At 70.4% G+C, this 23389-nt stretch carries 27 protein-coding genes; 13 read left to right on the top strand and 14 right to left on the bottom strand.

Annotated features, from left to right (window positions below; all coding sequences use genetic code 11):
• Nucleotides 1-40: 40 nt before the first annotated feature.
• Nucleotides 41-238, bottom strand: a complete 198-nt coding sequence (locus BLA60_RS24025) for a hypothetical protein (protein ID WP_154814543.1) — start codon at nt 236-238, stop codon at nt 41-43.
• Between the two features lie 167 nt (nt 239-405).
• Between BLA60_RS24025 and BLA60_RS24020 the strand changes: the two genes are divergently transcribed.
• From BLA60_RS24020 to BLA60_RS24005, 4 genes are read left to right on the top strand one after another with little or no spacing between them, the layout of a single operon-like run.
• Nucleotides 406-1269 carry a helix-turn-helix domain-containing protein gene (locus BLA60_RS24020; RefSeq protein ID WP_075135215.1) on the top strand — a complete coding sequence of 288 codons (864 nt, stop codon included), beginning with the start codon at nt 406-408 and terminating at the stop codon, nt 1267-1269.
• 1 nt (nt 1270) lies between these two features.
• On the top strand, nt 1271-1450 hold the full coding sequence (locus tag BLA60_RS24015) for a DUF397 domain-containing protein (protein WP_075135214.1): 180 nt from the start codon (nt 1271-1273) through the stop codon (nt 1448-1450).
• Nucleotides 1443-1622, top strand: coding sequence for a DUF397 domain-containing protein (locus BLA60_RS24010; protein ID WP_075135213.1), 180 nt, complete (start codon nt 1443-1445; stop codon nt 1620-1622). Before BLA60_RS24015 ends, BLA60_RS24010 begins: the two co-directional genes overlap by 8 nt.
• Entirely contained in the window at nt 1615-1788 is a 174-nt protein-coding gene (locus BLA60_RS24005; protein ID WP_075135212.1) for a DUF397 domain-containing protein, read from the top strand. The genes BLA60_RS24010 and BLA60_RS24005 overlap by 8 nt, the downstream gene beginning before the upstream one ends.
• Here BLA60_RS24005 and BLA60_RS46280 read toward each other — a convergent pair.
• The 5 genes from BLA60_RS46280 to dxr all read right to left on the bottom strand — a co-directional run bounded on the left by BLA60_RS46280 (nt 1772) and on the right by dxr (nt 8204).
• Complete coding sequence (locus BLA60_RS46280; RefSeq protein ID WP_211288828.1) at nt 1772-3568, bottom strand: penicillin-binding transpeptidase domain-containing protein; 1797 nt, start codon at nt 3566-3568, stop codon at nt 1772-1774. The two genes, BLA60_RS24005 and BLA60_RS46280, sit on opposite strands and share 17 nt — an antisense overlap.
• 43 nt (nt 3569-3611) lie before the next feature.
• Nucleotides 3612-4466, bottom strand: coding sequence for a GNAT family N-acetyltransferase (locus BLA60_RS23995; RefSeq protein WP_075135211.1), 855 nt, complete (start codon nt 4464-4466; stop codon nt 3612-3614).
• Between the two features lie 83 nt (nt 4467-4549).
• The gene (gene ispG, locus BLA60_RS23990) at nt 4550-5707 is read right to left on the bottom strand and encodes a flavodoxin-dependent (E)-4-hydroxy-3-methylbut-2-enyl-diphosphate synthase (protein WP_075135210.1); all 1158 of its coding nucleotides are present in this window, start codon (nt 5705-5707) and stop codon (nt 4550-4552) included.
• A 40-nt stretch (nt 5708-5747) separates the two neighbouring features.
• The gene (locus BLA60_RS23985; protein ID WP_075135209.1) at nt 5748-6956 is read right to left on the bottom strand and encodes a M50 family metallopeptidase; all 1209 of its coding nucleotides are present in this window, start codon (nt 6954-6956) and stop codon (nt 5748-5750) included.
• Between the two features lie 6 nt (nt 6957-6962).
• The gene (gene dxr, locus BLA60_RS23980) at nt 6963-8204 is read right to left on the bottom strand and encodes a 1-deoxy-D-xylulose-5-phosphate reductoisomerase (RefSeq protein WP_075135208.1); all 1242 of its coding nucleotides are present in this window, start codon (nt 8202-8204) and stop codon (nt 6963-6965) included.
• Nucleotides 8205-8307: 103 nt separating this feature from the next.
• Here dxr and BLA60_RS23975 point away from each other — a divergent pair, with 103 nt between their 5' ends.
• The 4 genes from BLA60_RS23975 (at nt 8308) to BLA60_RS23960 (ending at nt 11914) form a co-directional block, all read left to right on the top strand.
• On the top strand, nt 8308-8571 hold the full coding sequence (locus tag BLA60_RS23975; protein ID WP_075135207.1) for a DUF2631 domain-containing protein: 264 nt from the start codon (nt 8308-8310) through the stop codon (nt 8569-8571).
• Between the two features lie 122 nt (nt 8572-8693).
• On the top strand, nt 8694-9962 hold the full coding sequence (locus BLA60_RS23970; RefSeq protein WP_075135206.1) for a multidrug effflux MFS transporter: 1269 nt from the start codon (nt 8694-8696) through the stop codon (nt 9960-9962).
• Nucleotides 9963-10076: 114 nt separating this feature from the next.
• The gene (locus BLA60_RS23965) at nt 10077-10811 is read left to right on the top strand and encodes a sugar phosphate isomerase/epimerase family protein (protein ID WP_075135205.1); all 735 of its coding nucleotides are present in this window, start codon (nt 10077-10079) and stop codon (nt 10809-10811) included.
• The gene (locus BLA60_RS23960; protein ID WP_075135204.1) at nt 10808-11914 is read left to right on the top strand and encodes a Gfo/Idh/MocA family protein; all 1107 of its coding nucleotides are present in this window, start codon (nt 10808-10810) and stop codon (nt 11912-11914) included. The genes BLA60_RS23965 and BLA60_RS23960 overlap by 4 nt, the downstream gene beginning before the upstream one ends.
• Here the strand turns inward: BLA60_RS23960 and BLA60_RS23955 are convergent.
• Nucleotides 11890-12483 (bottom strand): TetR/AcrR family transcriptional regulator, encoded by a 594-nt coding sequence (locus tag BLA60_RS23955; RefSeq protein WP_245812114.1) that lies wholly within the window; start codon nt 12481-12483, stop codon nt 11890-11892. The two genes, BLA60_RS23960 and BLA60_RS23955, sit on opposite strands and share 25 nt — an antisense overlap.
• A gap of 119 nt (nt 12484-12602) precedes the next feature.
• Here BLA60_RS23955 and BLA60_RS23950 point away from each other — a divergent pair, with 119 nt between their 5' ends.
• Complete coding sequence (locus BLA60_RS23950; protein WP_075135203.1) at nt 12603-13649, top strand: S1C family serine protease; 1047 nt, start codon at nt 12603-12605, stop codon at nt 13647-13649.
• Between the two features lie 34 nt (nt 13650-13683).
• Here BLA60_RS23950 and rlmN read toward each other — a convergent pair whose 3' ends face one another.
• Entirely contained in the window at nt 13684-14790 is a 1107-nt protein-coding gene (rlmN, locus tag BLA60_RS23945) for a dual-specificity RNA methyltransferase RlmN (protein WP_075135202.1), read from the bottom strand.
• Between the two features lie 220 nt (nt 14791-15010).
• Here rlmN and BLA60_RS23940 point away from each other — a divergent pair, with 220 nt between their 5' ends.
• From BLA60_RS23940 to BLA60_RS23930, 3 genes are all read left to right on the top strand, one after another.
• Entirely contained in the window at nt 15011-15430 is a 420-nt protein-coding gene (locus BLA60_RS23940; RefSeq protein WP_342744773.1) for a cold-shock protein, read from the top strand.
• Between the two features lie 173 nt (nt 15431-15603).
• Complete coding sequence (locus tag BLA60_RS23935) at nt 15604-16356, top strand: PadR family transcriptional regulator (RefSeq protein WP_084735215.1); 753 nt, start codon at nt 15604-15606, stop codon at nt 16354-16356.
• A 235-nt stretch (nt 16357-16591) separates the two neighbouring features.
• Nucleotides 16592-17086 carry a hypothetical protein gene (locus BLA60_RS23930; RefSeq protein WP_245812113.1) on the top strand — a complete coding sequence of 165 codons (495 nt, stop codon included), beginning with the start codon at nt 16592-16594 and terminating at the stop codon, nt 17084-17086.
• 28 nt (nt 17087-17114) lie between these two features.
• On the opposite strand, the gene BLA60_RS23925 is transcribed toward BLA60_RS23930, so the two are convergent.
• From BLA60_RS23925 to rpsB, 6 genes are all read right to left on the bottom strand, one after another.
• Complete coding sequence (locus BLA60_RS23925) at nt 17115-17861, bottom strand: class I SAM-dependent methyltransferase (protein WP_075135200.1); 747 nt, start codon at nt 17859-17861, stop codon at nt 17115-17117.
• A gap of 28 nt (nt 17862-17889) precedes the next feature.
• Nucleotides 17890-18681 (bottom strand): phosphatidate cytidylyltransferase, encoded by a 792-nt coding sequence (locus BLA60_RS23920; protein WP_425427085.1) that lies wholly within the window; start codon nt 18679-18681, stop codon nt 17890-17892.
• Between the two features lie 357 nt (nt 18682-19038).
• Nucleotides 19039-19596 (bottom strand): ribosome recycling factor, encoded by a 558-nt coding sequence (frr, locus tag BLA60_RS23915; protein WP_075135199.1) that lies wholly within the window; start codon nt 19594-19596, stop codon nt 19039-19041.
• A 34-nt stretch (nt 19597-19630) separates the two neighbouring features.
• A complete protein-coding gene (gene pyrH / locus BLA60_RS23910; protein ID WP_075135198.1) occupies nt 19631-20362 on the bottom strand; it encodes a UMP kinase in 732 nt (243 codons plus the stop codon).
• A gap of 96 nt (nt 20363-20458) precedes the next feature.
• Complete coding sequence (gene tsf / locus BLA60_RS23905) at nt 20459-21274, bottom strand: translation elongation factor Ts (RefSeq protein ID WP_075135197.1); 816 nt, start codon at nt 21272-21274, stop codon at nt 20459-20461.
• A 45-nt stretch (nt 21275-21319) separates the two neighbouring features.
• Entirely contained in the window at nt 21320-22171 is an 852-nt protein-coding gene (gene rpsB / locus BLA60_RS23900) for a 30S ribosomal protein S2 (protein ID WP_075135196.1), read from the bottom strand.
• A gap of 347 nt (nt 22172-22518) precedes the next feature.
• Here rpsB and BLA60_RS46440 point away from each other — a divergent pair, with 347 nt between their 5' ends.
• Nucleotides 22519-23307 (top strand): peptidoglycan DD-metalloendopeptidase family protein, encoded by a 789-nt coding sequence (locus BLA60_RS46440; protein ID WP_170108409.1) that lies wholly within the window; start codon nt 22519-22521, stop codon nt 23305-23307.
• Nucleotides 23308-23389: the final 82 nt, after the last annotated feature.

Raw genomic sequence — 23389 nt, 5'->3', positions numbered from 1 at the left:
TTCCACCCTACGACGCAAATTCGGGGCGCCAGAACCGGATCTACCGTTCCAGGACCGGTTCCCGCTCGGCGTGGGCCACGAGATCAAGCCGAGCCGCCGACGCGAGTTCGAGAAGCTGTTCGAGATTACGCAGCCCGATGGCAAGGCTGTACTCGTTCCGCGACCCGAAGGTCAGGGTGGCGATCTTGTTGTCCCGGTCGACTTCGTAGCTCATGGTGACATCGGCACGCATCTCCACCCAGGACTCCTGGTAGACGCCCGACTGCCCAAACAGACCCATACTCACAGTGACAACCTCCATGGCTAGAGTTACGCATGACACGAGATATTTCCTCGTGCAGCACGGTAAATTTTGGTACATGGCACGACAGATAGCCAGGTTCATTCGAGTGAAAGCGAGTAGAGATGGCTCAGGCCCGCCAGACGTTCGAGCGACGCCAGCTGGGCCTCATGCTCCGGCGGCTCCGGGAGCAGGCCGGAAAGTCCCAGCTGGAGGCAGCGCATGTGGTGAAGAAGGCACGCACACGGATCGGCGAGCTGGAGGATGGCAAGTTCACCGTCACCATCGACCACCTCTCGAACCTTCTTGACCTGTACGGCGTCACCGGCGAAGAGCGCCACACCGCGCTCAAACTGGGCGCGCTGGCCAGGGCGAGGCCGAAGTACAGGACCTACACCGACCTTCTTCCCGGCTCGTTTCAGCGGTTGGCCGACCTGGAGATGAGCGCTACCGAGATCGAAACCTACGAGTTCGGCCTCGTCCCAGGTCTGTTGCAGTCACTGGGCTACGTGCGCGCCACCATCGATTGTGGTGACGGCATCTGGTGGCCCGCCTCGAATCGCGAGCGTGAGCAACGCATCAAGTTCAGGCTTGACAGGCAGGATCGAGTGTTGGACGCCGCCGAGCCAAAGGCTCTGTCCTTCATCGTGACCGAGAACGCCCTGCGCGCCGGCTTCCACCCCGACGTCATGCACGACCAACGTCGGCATATTCTCACGCTCCTGGAGAAGCGGCAGAATCTGGACGTGCACGTCTTGCCTGACACAGCCGTGGACAACCCGGCTCGCGGAGGTGGGATCGCGCTGCTTGGGTTCGGCGACAAGGGAAAGCCCGTAGGCTTCCTCCCGTCCGTCTTCGGCCCGTCGACCTACTACCACCAGGAGTCCGACACAGCCGCACTGTCGCGTGCCTTCCGGAGCGTCATGGATCTGGCGCTGGACCGCGACAGCTCTGCCAGGCTGATTCGCCGGATCGAGAAGGAGAGTTGACATGCGTGACACCGGGTGGTTCAAGAGCAGCCGCAGTTCGTCCGGGGGCGACAACTGCGTCGAGGTGCGGTTAACCGACACCCTCGCCCGTCTCCGTGACTCCAAGAACCCCAGCGACGGACAGCTGTCCGTCCCGTCCTCGGCGTTCTCGGCCCTGCTTCGCAAGACCCGAGATGCGTGACACCGGCTGGCTCAAGAGCAGCCACAGCACTTCCGGCAGCGACAACTGCGTCGAGGTGCGGTTAACCGACACCCTCGCCCGTCTCCGTGACTCCAAGAACCCCAGCGACGGACAGCTGTCCGTCCCGTCCTCGGCGTTCTCGGCCCTGCTTCGCAAGACCCGAGATGCGTGACACCGGCTGGTTCAAGAGCGGCTACAGCTCAGCCGCGAGTGACAACTGTGTCGAGGTGCGGTTAACCCCGGGCCTGGCGCGGGTACGGGACTCCAAGGAGCCCGCCGCCGGGCAGCTGGTCCTCCCCGCCTCCGCGTTCAGGGGGTTCCTCAGCGGACTCCGTTGAGGAACTTCGTCGCCGCGGTCACCGCCTTGGCCGAGGTGCCGGCATCGGTGATCAGCACCGCGAACGCCAGGTCCCCCCGGAACCCGACGAACCACCCGTGCGAACGCTTCCCGTCGCCGAACTGGGCCGTGCCGGTCTTCCCGTGCACGCCCGGGTAGGGCTTGAGCGCGGGCGTCAGCGCGACCACCTCGGCCATCATCGACCGCAGCGACGTCAGTAACGCCTGGTCGACCTTGTCCGGGTTCTCCGTGTCGCTCTCGGTCTCCGAACCCGACAGCAGGCTCGGGGTGGGCATCGTTCCGGACGCCACCGTCGAGGCCACCAGGGCCATGCCGAACGGGCTCGCCACGACCTTTCCCTGGCCGATGGCGTCCTCGGCGCGTTCGACCACGTTCGTCGCCGGTGGGACCGAGCCGGTGACGGTGGTCGCGCCGGGCATGACGAAATCGGCACCCAGGCCGAGGCGGCGGGCCACGTCGGTCATCGAGGACGCGGGCAGCTCCGCCGCCAGCGTGGCGAACGTCGTGTTGCAGGAGTAGGCGAACGCGCTGTGCAGCGGCAGCGTCCCCTTGTCGAAACGGTCGTTGTTGGGAATCTCCCGACCGTCGATCACCACCGTCGGCGGGCAACCGACCGGCTGGTCCGGCCGCGCCTTGCCCTCCTCCACCGCCGCGATGGTGGTCACGATCTTGAACGTCGACCCCGGCGGGTACCGGCCGGTCAACGCCACCGGCCCCTCCTTGTCGGCCACCGGGTTCTGCGCCACCGCGAGTAACTCCCCGCTCGACGCCTCCATCGCCACGATCATCGACGCCGTGCGCTCCCCCGCCAGCGCCGCCTGCGCCGCGCCCTGCACCGCCCGGCTCAACGTCACCCGCGCGGCCTCCGCCGGCTGCGGAGGCTGGGCGTGCAGCTCCGCGACCTCCGCCCCCGACACGTCGGTCGTGTACACCCGCCAACCCGACTTGCCGATCAGCTCGTCCTCGACCAGCTTGCGCACCCCCGGCAACACCGTCGGCGCCAGCGCCTTGTCGACCGGCAGCAGCCTCGGCGACGACGTGAACCGCACCCCCGGCAGGTCGTAGATCCTCGGCTTCACCCGTTCGTAGTCCCCGGCACGCAGCGTCACCACCTGGTAGGGCTGGCCCTCCTTGGCCTTCGCCGCGCCGTCGAGGATCGACTTCTGGGTGATCGCCCTGTCGAACCTGGCCAGCGACGTCGCCAGCGCCCCGGCCACCGCCCGCACGTCACCGGCCTTCGCCGGCTCCAGCAGCACCGACACCACGTGCTCGGGGGACATCAGCAGTGCGCTGTCCCGGTCCAGCACCGGCGCCAGGTCGGGCTGCTCGTTCTCCAACGCGATCGACTGCTGCGCCTGCAGCTCCGGATGCACGACCTTGCTGGTCCAGTGCACCTGCCACGCGCCGTCGCGCGACCGCAGCTCCATCCGGCCGCCGTACCGCCACTCCCGGCCGTGACCGAAATCCCACGCCACCTCGAAGTTCGCCCACGCCGACGTCTCGTCCTCGTTGGCGGCCACGTTCCCCAGCTGGGCCGACACCTTCTCCGGCGACAGCTTCGCCCGGACCTCGTCGAGCAGCGCCTGCGCCGACTCGGGCGAATCGGTCACCCCGGCGGCCCGGGCGTTGTCGCCGGCCGCGAACGCCCCGAGATAGTCGCTGGCCGCGTCGGCCGGCCCCGGCCCCGAGTCACCGAACAGGCCACAGCCGGCCAGCGACGCCGTGAGCAGCACAGCCAGGATCAGACGGAGGGCACGCACCCGGCGAGTATGGCTGAGCACACCGACACCCGGAACAGCACCGTCAGAACAGCACCGTGGCGTACTGCCCGGTCGTGGCGAAGCCGATCCGCTTGTACGCGGCCTGGGCGACCACGTTGTACCCGTTGACGTACAGGCTCGCCGTCCGGCCCAGCCCGCAGACCAGCCGGTTGGCCACCGCGGCCGTGCCGCTGGAGCCGAGGCCCTGCCCACGCCGGTCCGGGTGCACCCACACGCCCTGGATCTGGCCGACGGTGTTCGACAGCGCGCCGATCTCCGCCTTGAACACCACCTCGCCGCCCTCGAACCGGGCGAACGCGCGGCCGCCGGCGATCAGCTCCGCCACCCGCGCCCGGTAGCTCGCGCCACCGTCGCCGGTGCGCGGGTCGACGCCGACCTCCTCGATGAACATCGCGATCGCCGCCGGCAGGTACCGGTCCAGCTCCGCCGGGTGCACCGCCCGGACCAGCGGATCGGCGGTGATCGCCGCCGGGCGGTCCATCGACATCAGGGGCTGTTCGGCCCGCACCTCGCGGGCCGGCCCCCAGTCCAGTTCCAGTTCCTCCCACAGGCCGAGCACCTGCTCGGCCGGCCCGACCACCGACGAACACATCCGCCGGCGACGCAGGGCCCGGTCGGCGAACGCGCGCAGCGCCGCCCGGTTGCCCTGCAACGGAATCAGGTTCGACCCGGCGAAGCACAGCGAGTCGAGGCGGCTGCCGCGGAACCCGCGGGGCTCGCAGCCCCACAGCTCACCGCCCAGCCGCCACGGGTCCATGCCGAGGGTCTCGATGCGCGAGGCGACCATGCAGGACGAGACCGGATCCGCCGTGAGCATCGCGCGCACGGCCATTCGATCACGCTCGTCGAGCAGCCGCGCTCCAGCAAGCCGCAACACATCGTCCAGCGTGCCAGAAGTCTGGCTCCAGTGACAGTCAAGGGACACACCAGTACGCCTGGTGTGTCCCTTGAGGGCAGAAATCAGGAAACGGTGACGACCGGGGAGCCGGCCGACCCGGCGGTCTCGCCCGCCTCCTCGGCGATGCGCATGGCCTCCTCGATCAGCGTCTCCACGATCTGGTGCTCGGGCACGGTCTTGATGACCTGGCCCTTCACGAAGATCTGGCCCTTGCCGTTGCCGGAGGCGACACCGAGGTCGGCCTCGCGGGCCTCCCCCGGGCCGTTGACCACACAGCCCATGACGGCCACCCGCAGCGGGACCTCCATGCCCTCCAGCCCGGCGGTCACCTCGTCGGCCAGCTTGTAGACGTCGACCTGGGCGCGCCCGCAGGACGGGCAGGACACGATCTCCAGCTTGCGCGGGCGCAGGTTCAGCGACTGGAGGATCTGCGTGCCGACCTTGACCTCCTCGACCGGCGGCGCCGACAGCGACACCCGGATCGTGTCGCCGATGCCCTGGCGCAGCAGCGCGCCGAAGGCCACCGCCGACTTGATCGTGCCCTGGAACGCCGGGCCGGCCTCGGTGACGCCCAGGTGCAGCGGGTAGTCGCACTGCTCGGCGAGGATCTCGTAGGCCCGGATCATCACCACCGGGTCGTTGTGCTTGACCGAGATCTTCAGGTCGTGGAAGTCGTGCTCGGCGAACAGCGACGCCTCCCACAGCGCCGACTCGGCCAGTGCCTCCGGGGTGGCCCTGCCGTGCTTGGCCATCAGCCGAGGGTCCAGCGAGCCGGCGTTGACGCCGATGCGGATCGGGGTGCCGTGGTCGCGGGCGGCCCGGGCGATCTCGGCGACCTTGTCGTCGAACTTCTTGATGTTGCCCGGGTTGACCCGGACCGCCGCGCAGCCCGCCTCGATGGCGGCGAAGACGTACTTGGGCTGGAAGTGGATGTCGGCGATCACCGGGATCTGCGACTTCGCCGCGATCGCGGGCAGCGCCAGCGCGTCGTCGGCCGACGGGCAGGCCACCCGCACGATGTCACAGCCGGCGGCGGTCAGCTCGGCGATCTGCTGGAGCGTCGCGTTGACGTCGGCGGTGAGCGTCGTGGTCATCGACTGCACCGAGACCGGGTGATCGCTGCCGACGCCCACGCGTCCGACCATCAGCTGTCGGGTCTTGCGCCGCTCCGCCAGCAGCGGCGGCGGCGTGGGCGTTCCCAACATGATGCTCTCGGTCATGCTTTCAGCCTAACGATCGATGCTCGCGGGGCGCTCATCGCTACTGAGGTAGTCGGATCGGATTCACAATGTCAGCGGTGACGGTCAATACGACCACCGCACCACCGATCAGGACGAACACCATGGTGACGGCCGACAACCGGTTGTAGTCGACCGGGCCGCCGGCGGGCTTGCCGCGCAGCTTGCGCAGCCAGTCGCGGATCTTCTCGTAGAACAGGACCGCGATGTGCCCGCCGTCCAGCGGCAGCAGCGGCAGCAGGTTGAACACGCCGATGAAGAAGTTCAGCGTGGCCAGCACGATCAGGAACAGCTCCCAGATGCCGCGCTCCACCGCGTCGCCGCCGATGATGGACGCGCCGACCACGCTGACCGGGGTCTCCGGGTCCCGCTCCCCGCCGCCGATGGCCTCGATGACCTTCGGGATCTTCTCCGGGAACGCCAGCAGGCCGTTCCACACGCCGACGAACATGTCGCCGGTGTAGCTGATCGCACCGCCGAAGCCGTCCAGCGGGCTGTAGGCGATCATCGCCGGCGGCAGTTGGACGGTGACGCCGATCGCACCCGCCTTACCGCCGTTGGCGGCCGTGACCTGGGCGACGTCCACCGTCAGGTTCAGGGTCTGGTCGCCCCGGCGGACCTCGAAGTCGGTCGGGCCCGACAGGCCCTCGACCTTCTTCACCATGTCGCCCCAGGTGGGCGTGGGGGTGCCGGCCACAGAGACCACCAGGTCACCGGGGCGCAGGCCGGCGTCCTTGGCGGGCGCCGGCGCGCCGGCCGCGCAGCCGTCGGCGGAACTGGAGCCCTTGTCGACCACGCAGTCGTTGACCGTGGCCACCCTCGGCGGCTCGGCGACCGTGTTGACCTCCGTGTTCGGCAGGCCCATGGTGACCGCCATCAGGTAGAGGATGACGAAGCCGACGATGAAGTGGGTGATCGAACCGGACACCATCACCACGAAGCGTTTCCACGTGGCGAAGCGCCACATGGCCCGGGGCGCCTCCTCCGGGGTGACCTCGTCCATCGCGGTCATGCCGGCGATGTCGCAGAAGCCGCCGAAGGGGATGCCCTTGAGGCCGTACTCGGTCTCGCCCCGGCGGAAGGACCACAGGGTCGGGCCGAAGCCGACGAAGTAGCGGCGCACCCGCATGCCGAACGCCTTGGCCGCCCACATGTGACCAGCCTCATGCAGGGCGACCGAGATACAGATTCCGAGCGCGAAGAGGATGATCCCCAGGATCCATACGAGCACGTTCCGTCAGTCCTCTCCCCGCCCGGACGTGCCGAGCCGCGCTGTCGCCCCGAGCCGCCTGCCGGCCTGGGCCCGTGCCCAGGTCTCGGCGGCGAGCACCTCGTCGACGCCGGACGGGTCGGTCCGCCAGTCGTCGGCGTCGTCAAGTACCCGGTGCACAGTGTCCACAATGGCGGTGAAGGTGGTGTGTCCTTCCACGAAGGCCGCCACCGCCTCCTCGTTCGCGGCGTTGTAGATCGCCGGCAGGCAGCCGCCCGCCTCACCGGCCTGCCTGGCCAGCCGGACAGCGGGGAAGTTCACGTCGTCCAGCGGCTCGAACGTCCAGGCCGAGGCCGTGTCGAAGCGCGCGGGGCGGGCCGCGCCGGGGACCCGGTCGGGCCAGCCCAGCGCCAGCGCGATCGGCAGCCGCATGTCCGGCGGGCTGGCCTGGGCGATGGTCGAGCCGTCCACGAACTCCACCATCGAGTGAATCATCGACTGGGGGTGGACGACGACGTCGATCCGCTCGTAGGGCACCCCGAACAGCAGGTGCGCCTCGATCAGCTCCAGGCCCTTGTTGACCAGGGTCGCCGAGTTGATCGTGACCACCGGGCCCATGTTCCAGGTGGGGTGGGCCAGGGCGTCGGCGACGGTGACGTCGGTCAGGTCCTCGGCGCGGCGGCCACGGAACGGGCCGCCGGACGCGGTCAGCACCAGCCGCTCGACCTCGGCGGCCGAGCCGGCCCGCAGGCACTGGGCGATCGCCGAGTGTTCGGAGTCGACCGGCACGATCTGCCCCGGCTTCGCCGCGCGCAGCACCAGCGGGCCGCCGGCGATCAGCGACTCCTTGTTGGCCAGCGCCAGCGTCGAGCCGGTGGCCAGCGCGCGCAGCGTCGGCTCCAGGCCGATCGAGCCGGTGATGGCGTTGAGCACGATGTCGGCCGGGGTGCTGTCGATCAGCTCACCGATCGCGTCCTGGCCGGCGAGGATGCGCGGCATCGGGAAGTCGCCGGACTCGTAGCCGCGCTTCTTGGCCTCGGCGTAGAGGGCGAGCGCGACGTCCTCGGCGGCGGTCGGGCGGGACACGGCGATCGCTCGCGCACCGCTCGTGACCGCCTGCGCGGCCAGCGCCCGCGGGTTCCCGCCGCCGGCCGCGACGCCGACCACCTCGAACCTGTCCGGGTTGGCGGTCAGCACGTCCAGTGCCTGGACGCCCACCGAGCCGGTCGAACCGAGAACGAGGACGGTACGTCTGGTCACCGGGCACATTGTTCCCGATGGCCGGCGGGGGGCTCGCGGATGGTGCGCGCGACCGGTCGGGGCGGTGTGGGAGCATGTGCGGGCAAGGAATGTTCGGGTGCCGGGAGGGAACGTGGCAGGCGCACAGCTGGTGAAGCGGCCGAAGAACGCGGTCGACCCCCACGAGGAGCCGTCCGCGGAGTGGGGTTGGCACGGCCGGTTCCCGCGTGGCCGTGAGATCGCCGGCTGGTTCACCGCGATCGCGATGTTCCTGATGGCCTTCATCGGCAACCACGTGGCCGCCACCGAGCAGATCTGGCTGATCGGGATCGGCGTCGCGCTGGTCGCGGGCCTGGTCTGGTCGCGCGTGCGGCAGCGCACCGCCTGGCGTCGCTGATTCCTCCCACCTGAGACCGAATCACATCCTGGGATCTTGGAACAAACGTCCGGACCGGGTTGCTGATCCAGGGAGACACCGGCGTCTGTCCACGGTTCTCCCTGTTGTGAAAGGTCTCGTTGATGGCGCACGCCACGCTGCCCACAAAGTCCACTTCGGACACCGCGCCTGACGGCGAGTTAGCCCCGACCGGGCTTGCCCGGCTCCGGCTGATCCTCGTGCTCGGCGCGTTGATCGCCCTCGGTCCCCTGACCATCGACATGTATCTGCCGGCGTTGCCGGCCATCGCCGACGACCTGATGACCACGTCCTCGGCCGTGCAGCTCACCCTCACCGGAACGCTGCTCGGCCTGGGACTCGGTCAGCTGATCGTCGGCCCGCTCTCCGACGCCGTCGGCCGCCGGCTACCGCTGATCGCCGGCACGGTGCTGCACATCGTGTCCTCCGTGCTGTGCCTGGTCGCGCCGAACGTGGCCGTACTCGGCGTGTTCCGCCTGTTCCAGGGTGTCGGCGCGGCGGCGGCGATGGTCGTCGCGATGGCCGTCGTCCGTGACCTGTTCAGCGGGCGCGCGGCGGCGACCGTGCTGTCCAGGCTGATGCTGGTGATGGGCGTCGCGCCCATCCTGGCCCCGACGCTGGGCGCGGCGGTGCTGCTGCGCGGGTCGTGGCGGGGCGTGTTCGCGGTGCTGGCCGCGCTCGGCGTGGTGCTGGTCCTGGTCGCGATCTTCCTGCTGAAGGAGACGCTGCCGCCGCACCGGCGCCGCACGGGCGCGCTGCGGCCAGTGCTGGCGACCTACCGCTCGCTGGTGCTCGACCGTGAGTTCGTGGTGCTGGCCCTGGTGGCGGCGCTGGGGATGTCGGCGCTGTTCTCCTACGTGTCCGGCTCGTCGTTCGTGCTGCAGGACCACTACGGGCTCGACCAGCAGGAGTTCGGGCTGGTGTTCGGCATCGGCGCGATCGCGATCATCGCGGCGTCCCAGTTCAACGTGGTACTGCTCAACCGGCTGACCCCGGCGCGGATCGTGCTGCACGCGCTGAGCGCGGCCGTCGGCTCGGGCATGGTGCTGGTGGTGCTGACCGCGACCGGAACGGGCGGCCTGGTCGGTTTCGTCGTGCCGCTGTTCGTGCTGCTCGGCGCGATCGGGTTCGTGCTGCCCAACGCCCCGGCGCTGGCGTTGTCGCGCCACGGCGAGGCGGCCGGGACGGCGGCGGCGCTGCTCGGGGCGACCCAGTTCGGGCTCGGCGCGGCGATCGCGCCGCTGGTCGGGGTGCTGGGCAACAACGGGCCGGCGATGGCGATCACGATGACCGGCGGCGCGGCGGTGGGCTGGCTGGCGCTGGCGGCGACGCTGCGCCGGGAACGGCGGCTGGAGCTGGCCCCGGCGGTCTGAGGCGGGGGTCCGAGCGGGCGGTCACGGCAAGACTCTGGTGTGAATTTCTACCACGTGGTAGAAATGTATGGGAGCGCTCCCATCACCCACTCTGCCGAGGCCAGGGGGTTTGGCATGAGCAATCTGTCCGTCCAGCTGTACTCGGTCCGCGAGGCGTTCGCGGACCGGCCGACCGAGACCCTCGACCGGCTGGCCGGCCTGGGGTTCACCCAGGTCGAGCCCTTCCGGCTGCTCGACCACGCCCAGATCCTGCGCACCGGCCTGACCTCGGCCGGACTCACCGCCCCGACCACCCACGCCGCGCTCGTCGACGCCGACCAGCCCGCCGTGTTCGCCGCCGCCGCCGAGTGCGGCGTGGAGCTGGTCATCGAACCGCACGTGCCCGCCGAACACTGGCGGACCGAGGCCGACGTGGCGGCCACCGCGACCGCACTCAACGAGGCCGCCGCACTGGCCGCCGGCCACGGCCTGACCGTCGGCTACCACAACCACTGGTGGGAGCTGGAGATCCAGCTCGGCGGGCGCACCGCACTCGAGGTGCTCGTCGACCACCTCGACCCCCAGGTGGTGCTGGAGGTCGACACCTACTGGGCAGCCGCCGGCGGCGCCGACGCCCCGGACCTGTTGCGGCGCCTGGGTTCCCGGGTCCGCGCACTGCACGTCAAGGACGGCGACCTGGCCACCGACGCCACCGGCCAGGTCCCCGCCGGCCAAGGCCGGATGCCGATCGCCAACGTGCTCGCCGCCGCGCCCGACGCCCTGCGCGTCGTCGAGTTCGACCAGTACGCCGGGGACATCTTCGACGGCCTGGCCGCCAGCCGGGCCTACCTGAACGGGGGCACGCGGTGAGCACCGGACAGGTCGGCGTCGGCGTCATCGGCGCCGGCGTCATCAGCGACACGTACCTGACGAACCTGACCAGCTTCCCCGACCTGCGGGTGCTCATGGTCGCCGACCTCGACCTGGAGCGGGCCAACACCCAGGCCGCCAACCACGGCGTCCCCCGCTCGGGCAGCGTCGCCGAACTGCTCGCCGACCCGGAGATCGAGCTGGTGGTGAACCTGACGATCCCGGCCGCGCACGTCGAGGTCGGGCTCGCCGCCCTCGACGCCGGCAAACACGTGTGGGCCGAGAAACCCCTCGCCCTGGACCGGGAAAGCGGCCGCAAGCTGCTGGACCGGGCACGCGAGAAAGGTCTGCGGGTGGCCAGCGCGCCGGACACCGTGCTCGGCGCCGGTCTGCAGACCGCGCGCCGGGCCGTGGACGCCGGCCGGATCGGCGAGCCGCGCGCCGCGCTGGCCGTGTTCCAGACCCCCGGCCCGGAAAGCTGGCACCCCGCGCCGGAGTTCCTCTACGCGGCCGGCGGCGGCCCGCTGCTGGACATGGGCCCCTACTACCTGACCGAGCTGGTGCAGCTGTTCGGACCGGTCGGCCGGGTCAGCGCGGCCGGCGGCGCCACCCGCGCGACCCGGGTCATCGGCTCGGGGCCCCGGGCCGGCACCGAGTTCCCGGTCGCCGTGCCGACCACGGTCAGCGCGCTGGTCGAGTTCGAACGCGGCGGCGCCGCCCAACTGGTGCTCAGCTTCGACTCGGCGCTGCGCCGGGTGACCCTGGAGGTCACCGGCACGCTGGGCGCGGCCGTGCTCCCCGACCCGAACACGTTCACCGGCACCACGCTGCTGTACACGCCCGAGTCCGAGGAGCCGCGTGAGCTGTCCCCGACCGGTCACGGCGCCTCCCGGGGCACCGGCGCGCTCGAACTGGCCAGGGCGGTCCGGGCCGGTGTCCCCGAGCGTGCGTCCGGCGAGGTGGCCTACCACGTGCTGGACACCATGCTCTCGATCGACGAGTCGCTGACCGCCCACCGCCCGGTCGAGGTGACCAGCAGCGTCGAGGTCCCACCGGCCCTGCCGGCGACCTGGGACCCCTACGCGAGCACGCTGTCCAGGTAGCGGCGCAACGTCGCGACGAGGTCCACCTCGTCCGGCGTGGTCAGCCACTGCACCTGCAACCCGTCCATCAACGCGACGAACGTCGTCGCCGCGACCCTCGGGTCGATCCCCGCCCGCAACTCCCCCCGCCCGGCCAACACCCGGAACGACTCCGACGCCGAGGTCCGCACCAGCCGGTAGTGCCGCACGAAGTAGTCGTGCGCCGGATGGTCGGGCGCCACCGCCTCGGCCGCGAGCCGCGAGTACAGGTCCACGATCCCCGGATGGGCGACGTTGTACTCGGCCAGCGCGATCAGGTTGCGCAGGACCTCCAGGCCGGGCGGGGCCCCGAGGTGCTCCCGCTCGGCGTCCTCGGCGTCACGCCGCTCCAGCACGGCCGCGAGCAGCGCTTCCTTCGTCGGGAAGTAGTAGAGCAGCCCGGCGTGGGTGATCCCGGCACGTTTGGCGACCTCCCGCAGCGACGACCCGTGGTACCCGGCCTCCCCGTAGACGGCGACGGCGGCGGTGAGGATGTCCTCCCGGCGGATCCGCCCCTTGAGGTAGCCCCCGGTCACGGAGTCGGTGCTCACCCGCCCCATCATGCCCCAGCCACCTGTTCGAGTGGGTTTCCCGGTCTCCGGCTGCGGGCCAGGACGTCGCGGGGCGACCCTGGGCTGACCCAGCCGGTGAGGCCCGAGGGGACGCTGACATGCGCAGAGGGATTCGGTTCGTGGTGTCGTGTGGTGCCGTCGGCGTCCTGCTCGCCGGCTGCACATCGGGCGACTCGAACGGATCGGGCGAATCGGGCGGCTCGTCGGGCGCGGCTCCCGCCGAACCGGCGTCGGACACCGAGCAGAGCTTCGAGCAGGTGGCGCACAAGGTGCTGCCCTCGATCGTGCAGATCAACACCGCCGACGGGCTGGGATCCGGCGTGGTGTACGACGACCAGGGCCACATCGTCACCAACGCCCACGTCGTGGGGACCAGTAACACTTTCGAGGTCAGTTTCGTGACCGGCGGTAACCCGGTCACGGCGACGCTGGTGGCCAGCTACCAGCCGGAGGACCTCGCGGTGATCAAAGTGGACGGTGACCTGCCGGTCGGCCCGGCGAGCTTCGGGGACTCCAGCAAGCTGGCCGTCGGTCAGCTGGTGCTCGCCATGGGCAACCCGCTGGGGCTGTCAGCGAGCGTGTCCAACGGCATCGTGTCGGCCATGGGCCGCACCGTCACCGAACCCGCCACCGCGACCTCACCCGCCACCACGATTCCCGACATGATCCAGACCTCGGCGCCGATCAACCCCGGCAACAGTGGCGGTGCGCTGGTCGACATGAGCAACCAGGTGATCGGCATCCCGACGCTGGCGGCCACCGACCAGGAACTCGGCGGGGCCGCGCCAGGCATCGGCTTCGCCATCGCCAGCAACACGGTCAAACGGATCGTCGACCAGATCGTGCGGGACGGAAAGGTGACCGACACCGGCCGCGCGGCGCTGGACATCCTCGCCAGAACCGTCGCCGACCGCGACGCCCAACCCGTCGGCGTCGGCGTCGTCGAGGCCACCCCCGGCGGCGCGGCGGCGGCAGCCGGCATCCAGGCCGGCGACGTCATCACGAAACTCAACGAGACCGCGACCACGACCGTCGCGGAACTGAACGCCGTCCTGGTGTCCCTGTCCCCGGGCGACAAGGTCAAGGTCACCTTCCTCCGAGGCACCGAGACCATGACCAAGGACGTCACCCTCGCCGACCGCTGACAGCGAGAAAGTGAGGCCGTAGGGGTGAGTCGGGTCAGCCCTCGGCGGCGAGTTGGCCGCAGGCGGCGGCGATCTCCTGGCCCCGGGTGTCGCGGACCGTGCAGGCCACGCCGCCCTCGTTGACCCGGCGGACGAACTCGCGCTCCACCGGCTTGGGCGCGGCGTCCCACTCGCTGCCGGGGGTCGGGTTCAGCGGGATGACGTTGACGTGCACCAGCTGGTTGAGGTGCTGGCGCAAACGTTTCGCCAGCAGGTCGGCCCGCCACGGCTGGTCGTTGACATCGCGGATCAGGGCGTACTCGATGGACACCCGGCGGCCGGTGACGTCGGCGTAGTACCGCGCGGCCTCCAGGACCTCGTCGACCGACCAGCGGTTGTTCACCGGCACCAGGGTGTCGCGCAGTTCGTCGTCGGGGGTGTGCAGGGAGACGGCGAGGCGGACCTGCATCCGCTCGTCGGCGAGCTTGCGGATCGCCGGTGCCAGGCCGACGGTCGACACGGTCACCGAACGCTGGGAGATGCCGAGGCCATGCGGCGCCGGCTCGGTGATCCGGCGCACGGCCTCCACGACCCGGCGATAGTTGGCCAGCGGCTCACCCATGCCCATGAACACGATGTTGGACAGCCGCACCGGGTCACCGCCGAGGTCACCGTCGCGGGCGGCGACGGCGGCGAGGCGGACCTGCTCGACGATCTCGGCGGTCGACAGGTTCCTGGTCAGACCGCCCTGGCCGGTGGCGCAGAACGGGCACGCCATCCCGCAGCCGGCCTGGCTGGACACGCACACCGTGGCGCGGTCCGGGTAGCGCATCAGGACGCTCTCGATCAGCGTGCCGTCGTGCGCGCGCAGCAGCGCCTTGCGGGTCTGGTCGTCGTCGCAGCTGACCGTGCGCACGACGGTCACCAGCTGGGGCAGCAGCTGGCGCACCAGCTCGTCGCGGCTGGCCGCCGGGATGTCGGTCATGGCGCCCGGGTCGACGTTCAGGCGCCGGAAGTAGTGGTTCTCCAACTGCTTGGCACGGAACGGTTTCTCGCCGAGCGCGACGACCGCCGCGCGGCGTTCGTCAGGGGACAGATCCACCAGGTGCGACGGCGGCAGCCCGCGCCGAGGCGCGTCGAGGACCAGCGGAAGGGACTTCACAACCGTCCATGGTCCCATGACCGGAAAGTGCCCTTCACCCAGCCCGCGACCGGGCCGCCGGCCCCTGACAGCGACCGGTCGTGCACAGTTTGTGGCCTGTCGGACAGGCCCGGGTAGGCTGGTGAATCAGCGAATCGGTGGGGCGCTCAGTGGAGCACGGGTCGGGTGGTACCGGCCACGAGGCTCGCAGAACCTGGAATTGGGTGGTGTGGTTATGGAGATGGCAGTGTTGACCGGCAAGGTGATCCGATTCGACGAGGCCCGGGGTTACGGCTTCGTCGCCCCGGACACCGGCAGCGAGGACGTCTTCCTGCACGTGAACGACCTGAGTTTCGACAAGCGGCTGCTCACGCCGGGCACCAGGGTGCAGTTCGTCGCCGAGGAGGGGCAGCGCGGACTCAAGGCCTCCCGGGTCCAGATCGTCGACCAGCCCCTGCCCGCGCCCCGCGTCACCAGCCACTCCCACGACGACGGCGGGAGCGACGACGGAATGTGCGACATCATGTCGCACTCCGAGCTGACGTCCGAGGTCACCGAGGCCCTGCTGGCGGCGGTGCCGACGCTCACCGCGCAGCAGATCGTGCAGGTCAGGCGGAGCATGATCTCCCTGGCCACCGACCACGGCTGGGTCGAGGGCTGACTCGACGACACACTCAGCGTTCCTGTGGGCGGGCCGGATCATCCGGCCCGCCCACAGTCGTCTGGCGACCTCCTGGGTTGACCACCACGCGGAATAACGTTGCATCGCGACATGTTCCGATATATCGTAAACCTATCGCGATACAGCGCGATGATCGACAACAGGAGGACATCATGCGTCCCAGCTTTGGACACCACGAGCACGACCAGCACGTTCACCCCGGCCGACACCACGACCGGCACCCCGGCCACCGCGAGCCCGGCGGCCACCCGTTCGGCGACGAGCCCGGCGGCCACTTCGGCGGCCAGCGCGGGTTCGGCCCGTTCGCGCCGCCGCAGGCACGCGGCCCGTTCCCGCCGATGCCGCCGGTCCCCCCGTTCGGCTGGCCGCCCGGCCCGTCCTTCGGCGAGCCCGGCGGGCCCCGAGGCCGGGGACACCGGCGTGGCCCCGGCCGGCGCAGCCGCCGCGGCGACGTCCGCGCCGCGATCCTGGCCCTGCTGGCCGAACGGCCGATGCACGGCTACGAGATGATCCAGGAGATCACCGAACGCAGCGGCCAGTACTGGCGCCCGAGCCCCGGCTCGGTCTACCCGACCCTCCAGCTGCTGGCCGACGAGGGCCTGGTGGAGATCACCGAGGGCAGCGGCAGCAAACGCCACTACGCCCTGACCGACGAGGGCCGCCAGGCCGCCGCCAAACACGAGGGCAACCCCCCGTGGGAGCAGATCGCCCAGGACGTCGACCCGACGGACGTGTCCCTGCGCGACGCCATCGGCCAACTGATGGGCGCGACCGTCCAGGTCGCCAACGCCGCCACCGAGGGCCAGAAGAAGCGCGCGATCGAGGTGCTCAACACCGCCCGCCGCGAGCTGTACACCCTCCTCGGCGAAACCGAACCCGCGCCGACCGACGATGAACAGGAGTAGTTCCCCACCCGCTGGCCGACCGTGACGGTCGGCCAGCGGACCAGACCACACCGCCGGGTGATCTTCGAACCCGTGCGGCCCCGCGAGCCGGTGGATCACCTCTCCAAGCCTTAGCGTGATCGCGTTTGTACGCTGAGTTGTTTCGAAAGGATGATTCGTGAAGCTTTTCTCTCGTTTGGCCAGACGGGCCGGCGCCCTGGTCGGTGTCGGTCTCGCCTGCGCAGGGCTGGTCACGGTGACCGCGGCTGAGGCCGCCGCCGAGACCATCGTCATCGACGGGTACACCCAGACTGTGGTGGAGTCCTCGGGCACCCCGGTCCTCTGCCCCGCCAACCAGGTCCTGCTCGGCCAGTCGCACTCCGGTGACGAGAACGGCAGCACCACCTACTACTGCGGCCTGCTCCTCATCGACGGGCAGATGGCCCAGGTCAGCGCGCCGACCTGGAGCACCGACCAGCGGGAGAGCAACTCGTTCTTCACGGCTCCCGCCGACCAGGTCCTGGTCGGCCGCCAGCACACCGGTGACGAGAACGGCTCGACGCGGTACGCGACCGCCACCCTGAGCGCCTGGGGACGAACGGTGGAGCTGGCCTCCTACCGCTGGACCCCGGCCCAGCGGGAGAGCGGCAGCTACGCCAAGGCCGGCGACTACGAGGTCATGGTCGGCCGCCAGCACTCCGGCGACGAGACCGGCCAGACCCGCTACCAGTTCGCACGGATCGCCGACTGATCAACTGATCGGCGTCTGATCGGTGCGGTCAGGGTCTGACCAGGCCGGTCGGCTTGTCGCGGTACAGCACGCGGTAGCCGACCGGCACCGTCAGGCCGGGGATCTCGGTGAGCGCCCGCGCCGCCACGGCCGCCGAGAACTCGATCCGCAGCACCGCCGAGAGCTGCGCGCGGCTGTCGAACCGCCACAGCGTCGGCACGTGCCTGATCCCGAACCCGAGGCGCGCGAAGAACTCGTCGATCTCGCGGGGGTCGTAGCTCGGCAGGTCGGCCAGCATCCAGTCGCCGTAGGGCCGGTGCCGCACGTCCAGGTCGACGATCACCAGGCGGCCGCCCGGCCGCAGCACGCGATCGGCCTCGGCCAGGCCCGGTTCACACCCCGGGCCGAAGAAGTAGGCGGTGCGGGCGTGCACCACGTCCACGCTCGCGTCCGGCAGCGGCAGCCGTTGCGCCGCCCCGGCCAGCACCTCGACGGTGGGCAGCTCCGCCACCCTCGCCCTGGCCCGCTCGACCAGCGGCGGATGCGGTTCGACACCGACCACCCGGCGGGCCGTCGTGGCGAACCTCGGCAGGTGGAAACCGTCGCCGCAGCCGACGTCGGCGACGTCGCGGCCGGTCCAGTCGACCAGGCCCGCGAGGACCCGCCAGATCTCGCCGTCGACGTCCTGGGCCCGGTTCTCCACCTCGTAGACCTCGGGCCAGTGCCAGATGTTCGGGCTCGGCAACGTGTCAACGCCCCGGCGCACGGCGGCGATGCGCTCCCGCGCCCTGGACATCAATCCCACACTTCCAGCAAACCAGGAATCAGGCCGGGATGAACAGGCTGAGCAGCAGCCAGGACACCACAGCCGAGGGCAGCAGCGAGTCCAGCCGATCCATCAGACCACCGTGACCGGGCAGCAACGTGCCCATGTCCTTGATCTTGAGGTCACGCTTGATCAGCGACTCGACCAGATCGCCGATGGTGGCCGTGAGCACCAGCGCCGCGCCGAACAGGGCGCCCTGCCACCACTGGCCCTCCAGCAGCAGGGTCACCGACAGCACGCCCGCCGTGATGCCGGCGACCATCGACCCGCCGAAACCCTCCCAGGACTTCCTCGGGCTGATCACCTTCGACATCGGGTGCCTGCCGAACAGCACCCCGGCGGCGAACCCGCCGGTGTCCGAACAGACGACCAGGATCAGGAAGCACAGCACCCTGTCCACGCCGTCCTCGGGCAACACCAACATCGCCGCGAACGAGGCCAGCAACGGAACATAGGCCGCCGCGAGCACCGACGCGGACAGGTCACGCACGTACCCGTCGATCCCGCCGCGGAAACGCCACACCATGCTCGCCAACACGGTCAGCACGAAGGCCGCCAGCAGCCCGTCCAGACCGAACGGCCAGGTCAGCCACACCATCGCCTGCCCGCCGACCAACACCGTCGGCAACGCGATCCGGATGTCCGCCGCCCGCCGCAGCGCCCCGGCCAACTCCACGGTGCCGATGGCCACCGCCACCGCCACCACCCCGACGAAAACATGCCGCACGGTCAGCAACGCCACCAACACGGTGGCCCCCAACGCCACCCCGACGGCGATCGACACCGGCACATTGCGCCCGGCCCGCGACCCGGCGGCCTTGGCCGCCGACGCCCCGCCGGTCTCCTGACCAGCTGGCGACGTCGTCCGCTCCCCCGGGTTCCCGGCGGCCCCACGATCGGCCGGAGGCTCGTCGGGGGACGACCCGGTGGGTGACTGTCCAGCACGCTCCGCGCGCGACGGCCGGTCGGGCGATGACCCGTCGGGTGTGGACCCGGTCGTCACTCGGCTCCTCTCGGCCGGCGCCGCCGGTGGGCCGGCGGGCGGATCGGCCAGTTCACTGGCCGTGTCGCTGGTGATGTCGCTGGTGATGTCGCTGGTGATGCCACTGGACATGTCGCTGGTCATGATTCACCCGATCGAGCTGGCTCAGACCTCGAGCAGCTCGGCTTCCTTGTGCTTGACCAGCTCCTCGATCTGCGCGACGTACTTGTCGGTGACCTGCTGGAGCTCCTTCTCGGCGCGACCGACCTCGTCCTCACCGGCCTCGCCCTCCTTGGCGATGCGGTGCAGCTCCTCGTTGGCCTTGCGGCGCACGTTACGGATGGAGACCTTGGCGTCCTCGCCCTTGCTCTTGGCCACCTTGACCATCTCGCGGCGACGCTCCTCGGACAGCTGCGGGATCACCACGCGGATGATCGTGCCGTCGTTGGACGGGTTGACCCCCAGGTCGGAGTCGCGGATCGCGCGCTCGACAGCGGCGAGCTGACTCACGTCGTAGGGCTTGACGACGGCCATCCTGGCCTCGGGGATGCTGACCCCGGCGATCTGGTTGAGCGGGGTCGGCGAACCGTAGTAGTCGACGACGATGCGCGCGAACATCGCGGGGTTCGCGCGTCCGGTCCGCACCGTGCCGAGTTCCTCCTTGGCCACCGACACGGCCTTTTCCATCTTCTCCTCGGCGTCGAGGAGTGTCTCGTCGATCAAAGCGTGCTCCTGTGGTTGGCTTCCCGGCGGCGGCTCAGCGCTGCCCGGGAGTGCTGACGACGGTGCCGATCCTCTCACCACGCACCGCGCGCGCGATGTTCCCCTCGACAAGCAGGTTGAAGACGATGATCGGCATGTTGTTGTCCATGCAGAGGCTGAACGCCGTCGAGTCGGCGACGTTCAGGCCGCGCTCCAACACCTCCCGGTGCGTGATGTGCTCGAACATCTCGGCGTCCGGGGTGGTCTTGGGGTCGTCGGTGTAGACCCCGTCGACCGACTTGGCCATCAGGACGACCTCGCAGCCGATCTCCAGCGCTCGCTGGGCGGCCGCGGTGTCGGTGGAGAAGTAGGGCATGCCGACGCCGCCGGCGAAGATCACGACCCGGCCCTTCTCCAGGTGCCGCTCGGCACGACGCGGGATGTAGGGCTCGGCGACCTGACCCATGGTGATCGCGGTCTGGACCCGGGTGTCGATGCCGAGCTTCTCCAGGAAGTCCTGCAACGCCAGGCAGTTCATCACGGTACCGAGCATTGCCATGTAGTCGGCACGGTCCCGGTCCATGCCCCGCTGGGAGAGTTCGGCGCCACGGAAGAAGTTGCCGCCGCCGATCACCACCGAGACCTGTACGCCGTCCCGCACGACCTCGGCGATCTGGCGCGCCACGGTCTGCACGACGTCCGGATCGACGCCGACCTCGCCGCCGCCGAACATCTCACCGCCCAGTTTGAGCAACACCCGGCGGAACCCGTGTCCGCGGCCTTCCATCACGACGTCCTCTCTCGCGTGCGAGTGACTACAGGACTGTGCCCCGCCCTCGGCGAACGCGAGGGCGGGGCACTGCCCGGGATCGAGATTTCCCTGTCAGGACTGGCCGATCTCGAAGCGGGCGAACCGGGTGACGGTCACGCCAGCGGCGTCGAGGAGGGCCTTGACGGTCTTCTTGGAGTCCTGCACGGACGACTGCTCAAGGAGCACCGAGTCCTTGTAGAAGCCGTTGACCCGGCCCTCGACGATCTTGGGCAGCGCCGCCTCCGGCTTGCCCTCCTCGCGCGCGGTCTCCTCGGCGATCCGCCGCTCGGTGGCGACGACGTCCTCGGGGATCTCGTCACGGGTGACGTACCGGGGCTTCATCGCCGCGATCTGCATGGCGGCGCCGCGAGCGGCCTCCGCGTCATCACCGGTGTACTCGACCAGCACGCCGACGGTCGGCGGCAGGTCGGGGTCGCGGCGGTGCAGGTAGGTCGCGACCGGGCCGTCGTAGGCGACGACCCGACGCAGCTCCAGCTTCTCGCCGATCTTGGCGGAGAGCTGCTGGACGGCGTCGCTGACCGTGCCACCGTCGAGCGCGGCCGAGGCCAGGGCGTCCAGGTCGGCCGGCTTGGTGTCCTTGGCGACCGCGATGACGCGGTCGGCCAGGCCCTGGAAGTCGGCGTTCTTGGCGACGAAGTCGGTCTCGCAGTTCAGCTCGACCATGACCCCGGCGGCGGCGGCGACCAGACCGTTGGCGGTGGTGCGCTCGGCCCGCTTGCCGACGTCCTTGGCGCCCTTGATGCGCAGGATCTCGACGGCCTTGTCGAAGTCGCCGTCGGCCTCGTCGAGGGCCTTCTTGCAGGCCATCATGCCGGCGCCGGTGAGCTCCCGGAGCCGCTTGAGGTCGGCCGTGGTGTAGTTAGCCATCGTGGCTCTGTCCATTCCTTCTTTCGGTGAGTGGGGCGCGGTTGGTCAGGACTCGCTCGGCTGCTCGGCGGGCGCGGCGGCCTCAGCGGCCGGCGCGGCCGGCGCGTTCTGACCCACGAGCAGCTCCTTCTCCCACTCGGGCAGCGGCTCGTCCGTGGCGACGCCCGGAGCCGGCTTGTCCTCGCCGTCCGGCACACCGTTGCGCACGCCGGAGCGGGCCATCAGACCGGCGGCCGCGGCCTCGGCGACGACCTTGGTCAGCAGCGCGGCCGACCGGATCGCGTCGTCGTTGCCCGGGATCGGGTAGTCGACCTCGTCCGGGTCGCAGTTGGTGTCCAGGATCGCGACGACCGGGATGTTGAGCTTGCGCGCCTCACCGACGGCGATGTGCTCCTTCTTGGTGTCCACGATCCAGACGGCGGAGGGAACCTTCGCCATGTCGCGGATACCGCCCAGCGTGCGCTCGAGCTTGTCCTTCTCGCGGGTGAGCATCAGGATCTCTTTCTTGGTGAGACCCTGGAAGCCGCCGGTCTGCTCCATGGACTCCAGCTCCTTGAGGCGCTGGAGGCGCTTGTGGACGGTGGAGAAGTTGGTGAGCATGCCGCCCAGCCAGCGCTGGTTGACGAAGGGCATGCCGACCCGCAGCGCCTCGTTGGCGATGGCCTCCTGCGCCTGCTTCTTCGTGCCGACGAACAGGATCGACCCGCCGTGGGCGACGGTCTCCTTGATGAACTCGTAGGCGCGCCCGATGTAGGACAGCGTCTGCTCGAGGTCGATGATGTAGATGCCGTTGCGCTCGGTGAGGATGTAGCGCTTCATCTTCGGGTTCCAGCGGCGGGTCTGATGCCCGAAGTGCACGCCGGAATCCAGCAGTTGCTTCATGGTGACGACGGCCATGGCCTGGTTCGCACCCTCTTCTGCTCAGCGCGCCTGGCGTCCACCAGGCACGATGTCGGTTGTCGCGGCGCCCGTGTTCGGGTGCCGCCCTGGTGCCGGTGCCGGCAGCCGGACCCGCAACGAACTCTGCTGTGGGACCGCCGGATGCCGTTAGCGCATGGCTGGTGCACTGGCACGCGAAGTCGATCCGTACTCACACGGACCGCGATGGGAAGTGTACGCGGTCGGGTCGCCCTCAACAGGACAGACCCGTCCTTCCACCTGCCAGTTGTCCACAACCGCTCCGGTTGTCCACAGATTCCCTCACGGCCCGTCACCGGGCCGCCGGCCGGGGCAGGGTTGACGGCATGGCTCCCACCCCGCCCCACCCGCTGCTCGCCGCCGTCCTTGCCCTGCTCACGGCCCCTTTCCTGCTGGGCGTGACCGCCTCGGCCGCGGTACCGCCGGCCGCCCCGCCGCTGTCCGCGGCCCTGCCTCCGTCCTCGGCGCTGTCTCCGTCTTCGGCCCTGTCTCCGTTCTCGGCGCCGCCTGGCGCCGCGCCGCACCTGTCGGCGGGCGCGCCGCAGCCCGAGGGCGAACCGGCGCCCGGCGGCGCGCGGGCGATACAGGAGGGCGCGCCGGCCCTGTCGGGGCACGCGCCGTCCTTGCCCGGGGGCGGGCCGCGACGCGTCCGCCAGCCACCGGACGTGCCCGGCACGCCGCTGGGCTGGTTCGCGTGGCCGCTGGCGCCCCCGCACCCGGTGCTGCGGCCGTTCGAACCGCCGGCGACGCCGTACGGACCTGGCCATCGCGGCGTCGACCTCGGCGGCGCGACGGGTGACCAGGTCGTCGCCGCCGCCGGTGGAGTGGTCGTGTTCGCCGGTCAACTGGCGGGTCGTGGCGTGGTGTCGGTCGACCACCCGGGCGGTCTGCGCACGACCTACGAGCCGATCGGCCCGTCGGTGGAGCCCGGCCAGCACGTCGCCGCCGGTGAGGTGCTGGGTGTCCTGCGCCCCGGCCACTGCCGGACGGTGCCCGCGTGCCTGCACTGGGGCGTGCGGAAGGGCGGGGAGTACCTGGACCCGCTCACCCTGGTCCCGCCCGCCGGCGGCCGGGTACGGCTCCTGCCCTGGAAGGAGGATCACGAACCGCGCTGATGACCTGCCTCGCGGAGCCTGGGCGATCACGTCCGGGCGGCCAACGGCGCCGTCGTTCGCGCCGCCGGCCGCGCCGCCAGCC

Origin of the sequence: Actinophytocola xinjiangensis (assembly GCF_001921215.1) — a bacterium.
GTDB classification, from domain to species: Bacteria; Actinomycetota; Actinomycetes; order Mycobacteriales; family Pseudonocardiaceae; genus Actinophytocola; species Actinophytocola xinjiangensis.
This window is presented reverse-complemented; position numbering and strand designations above follow the sequence as displayed.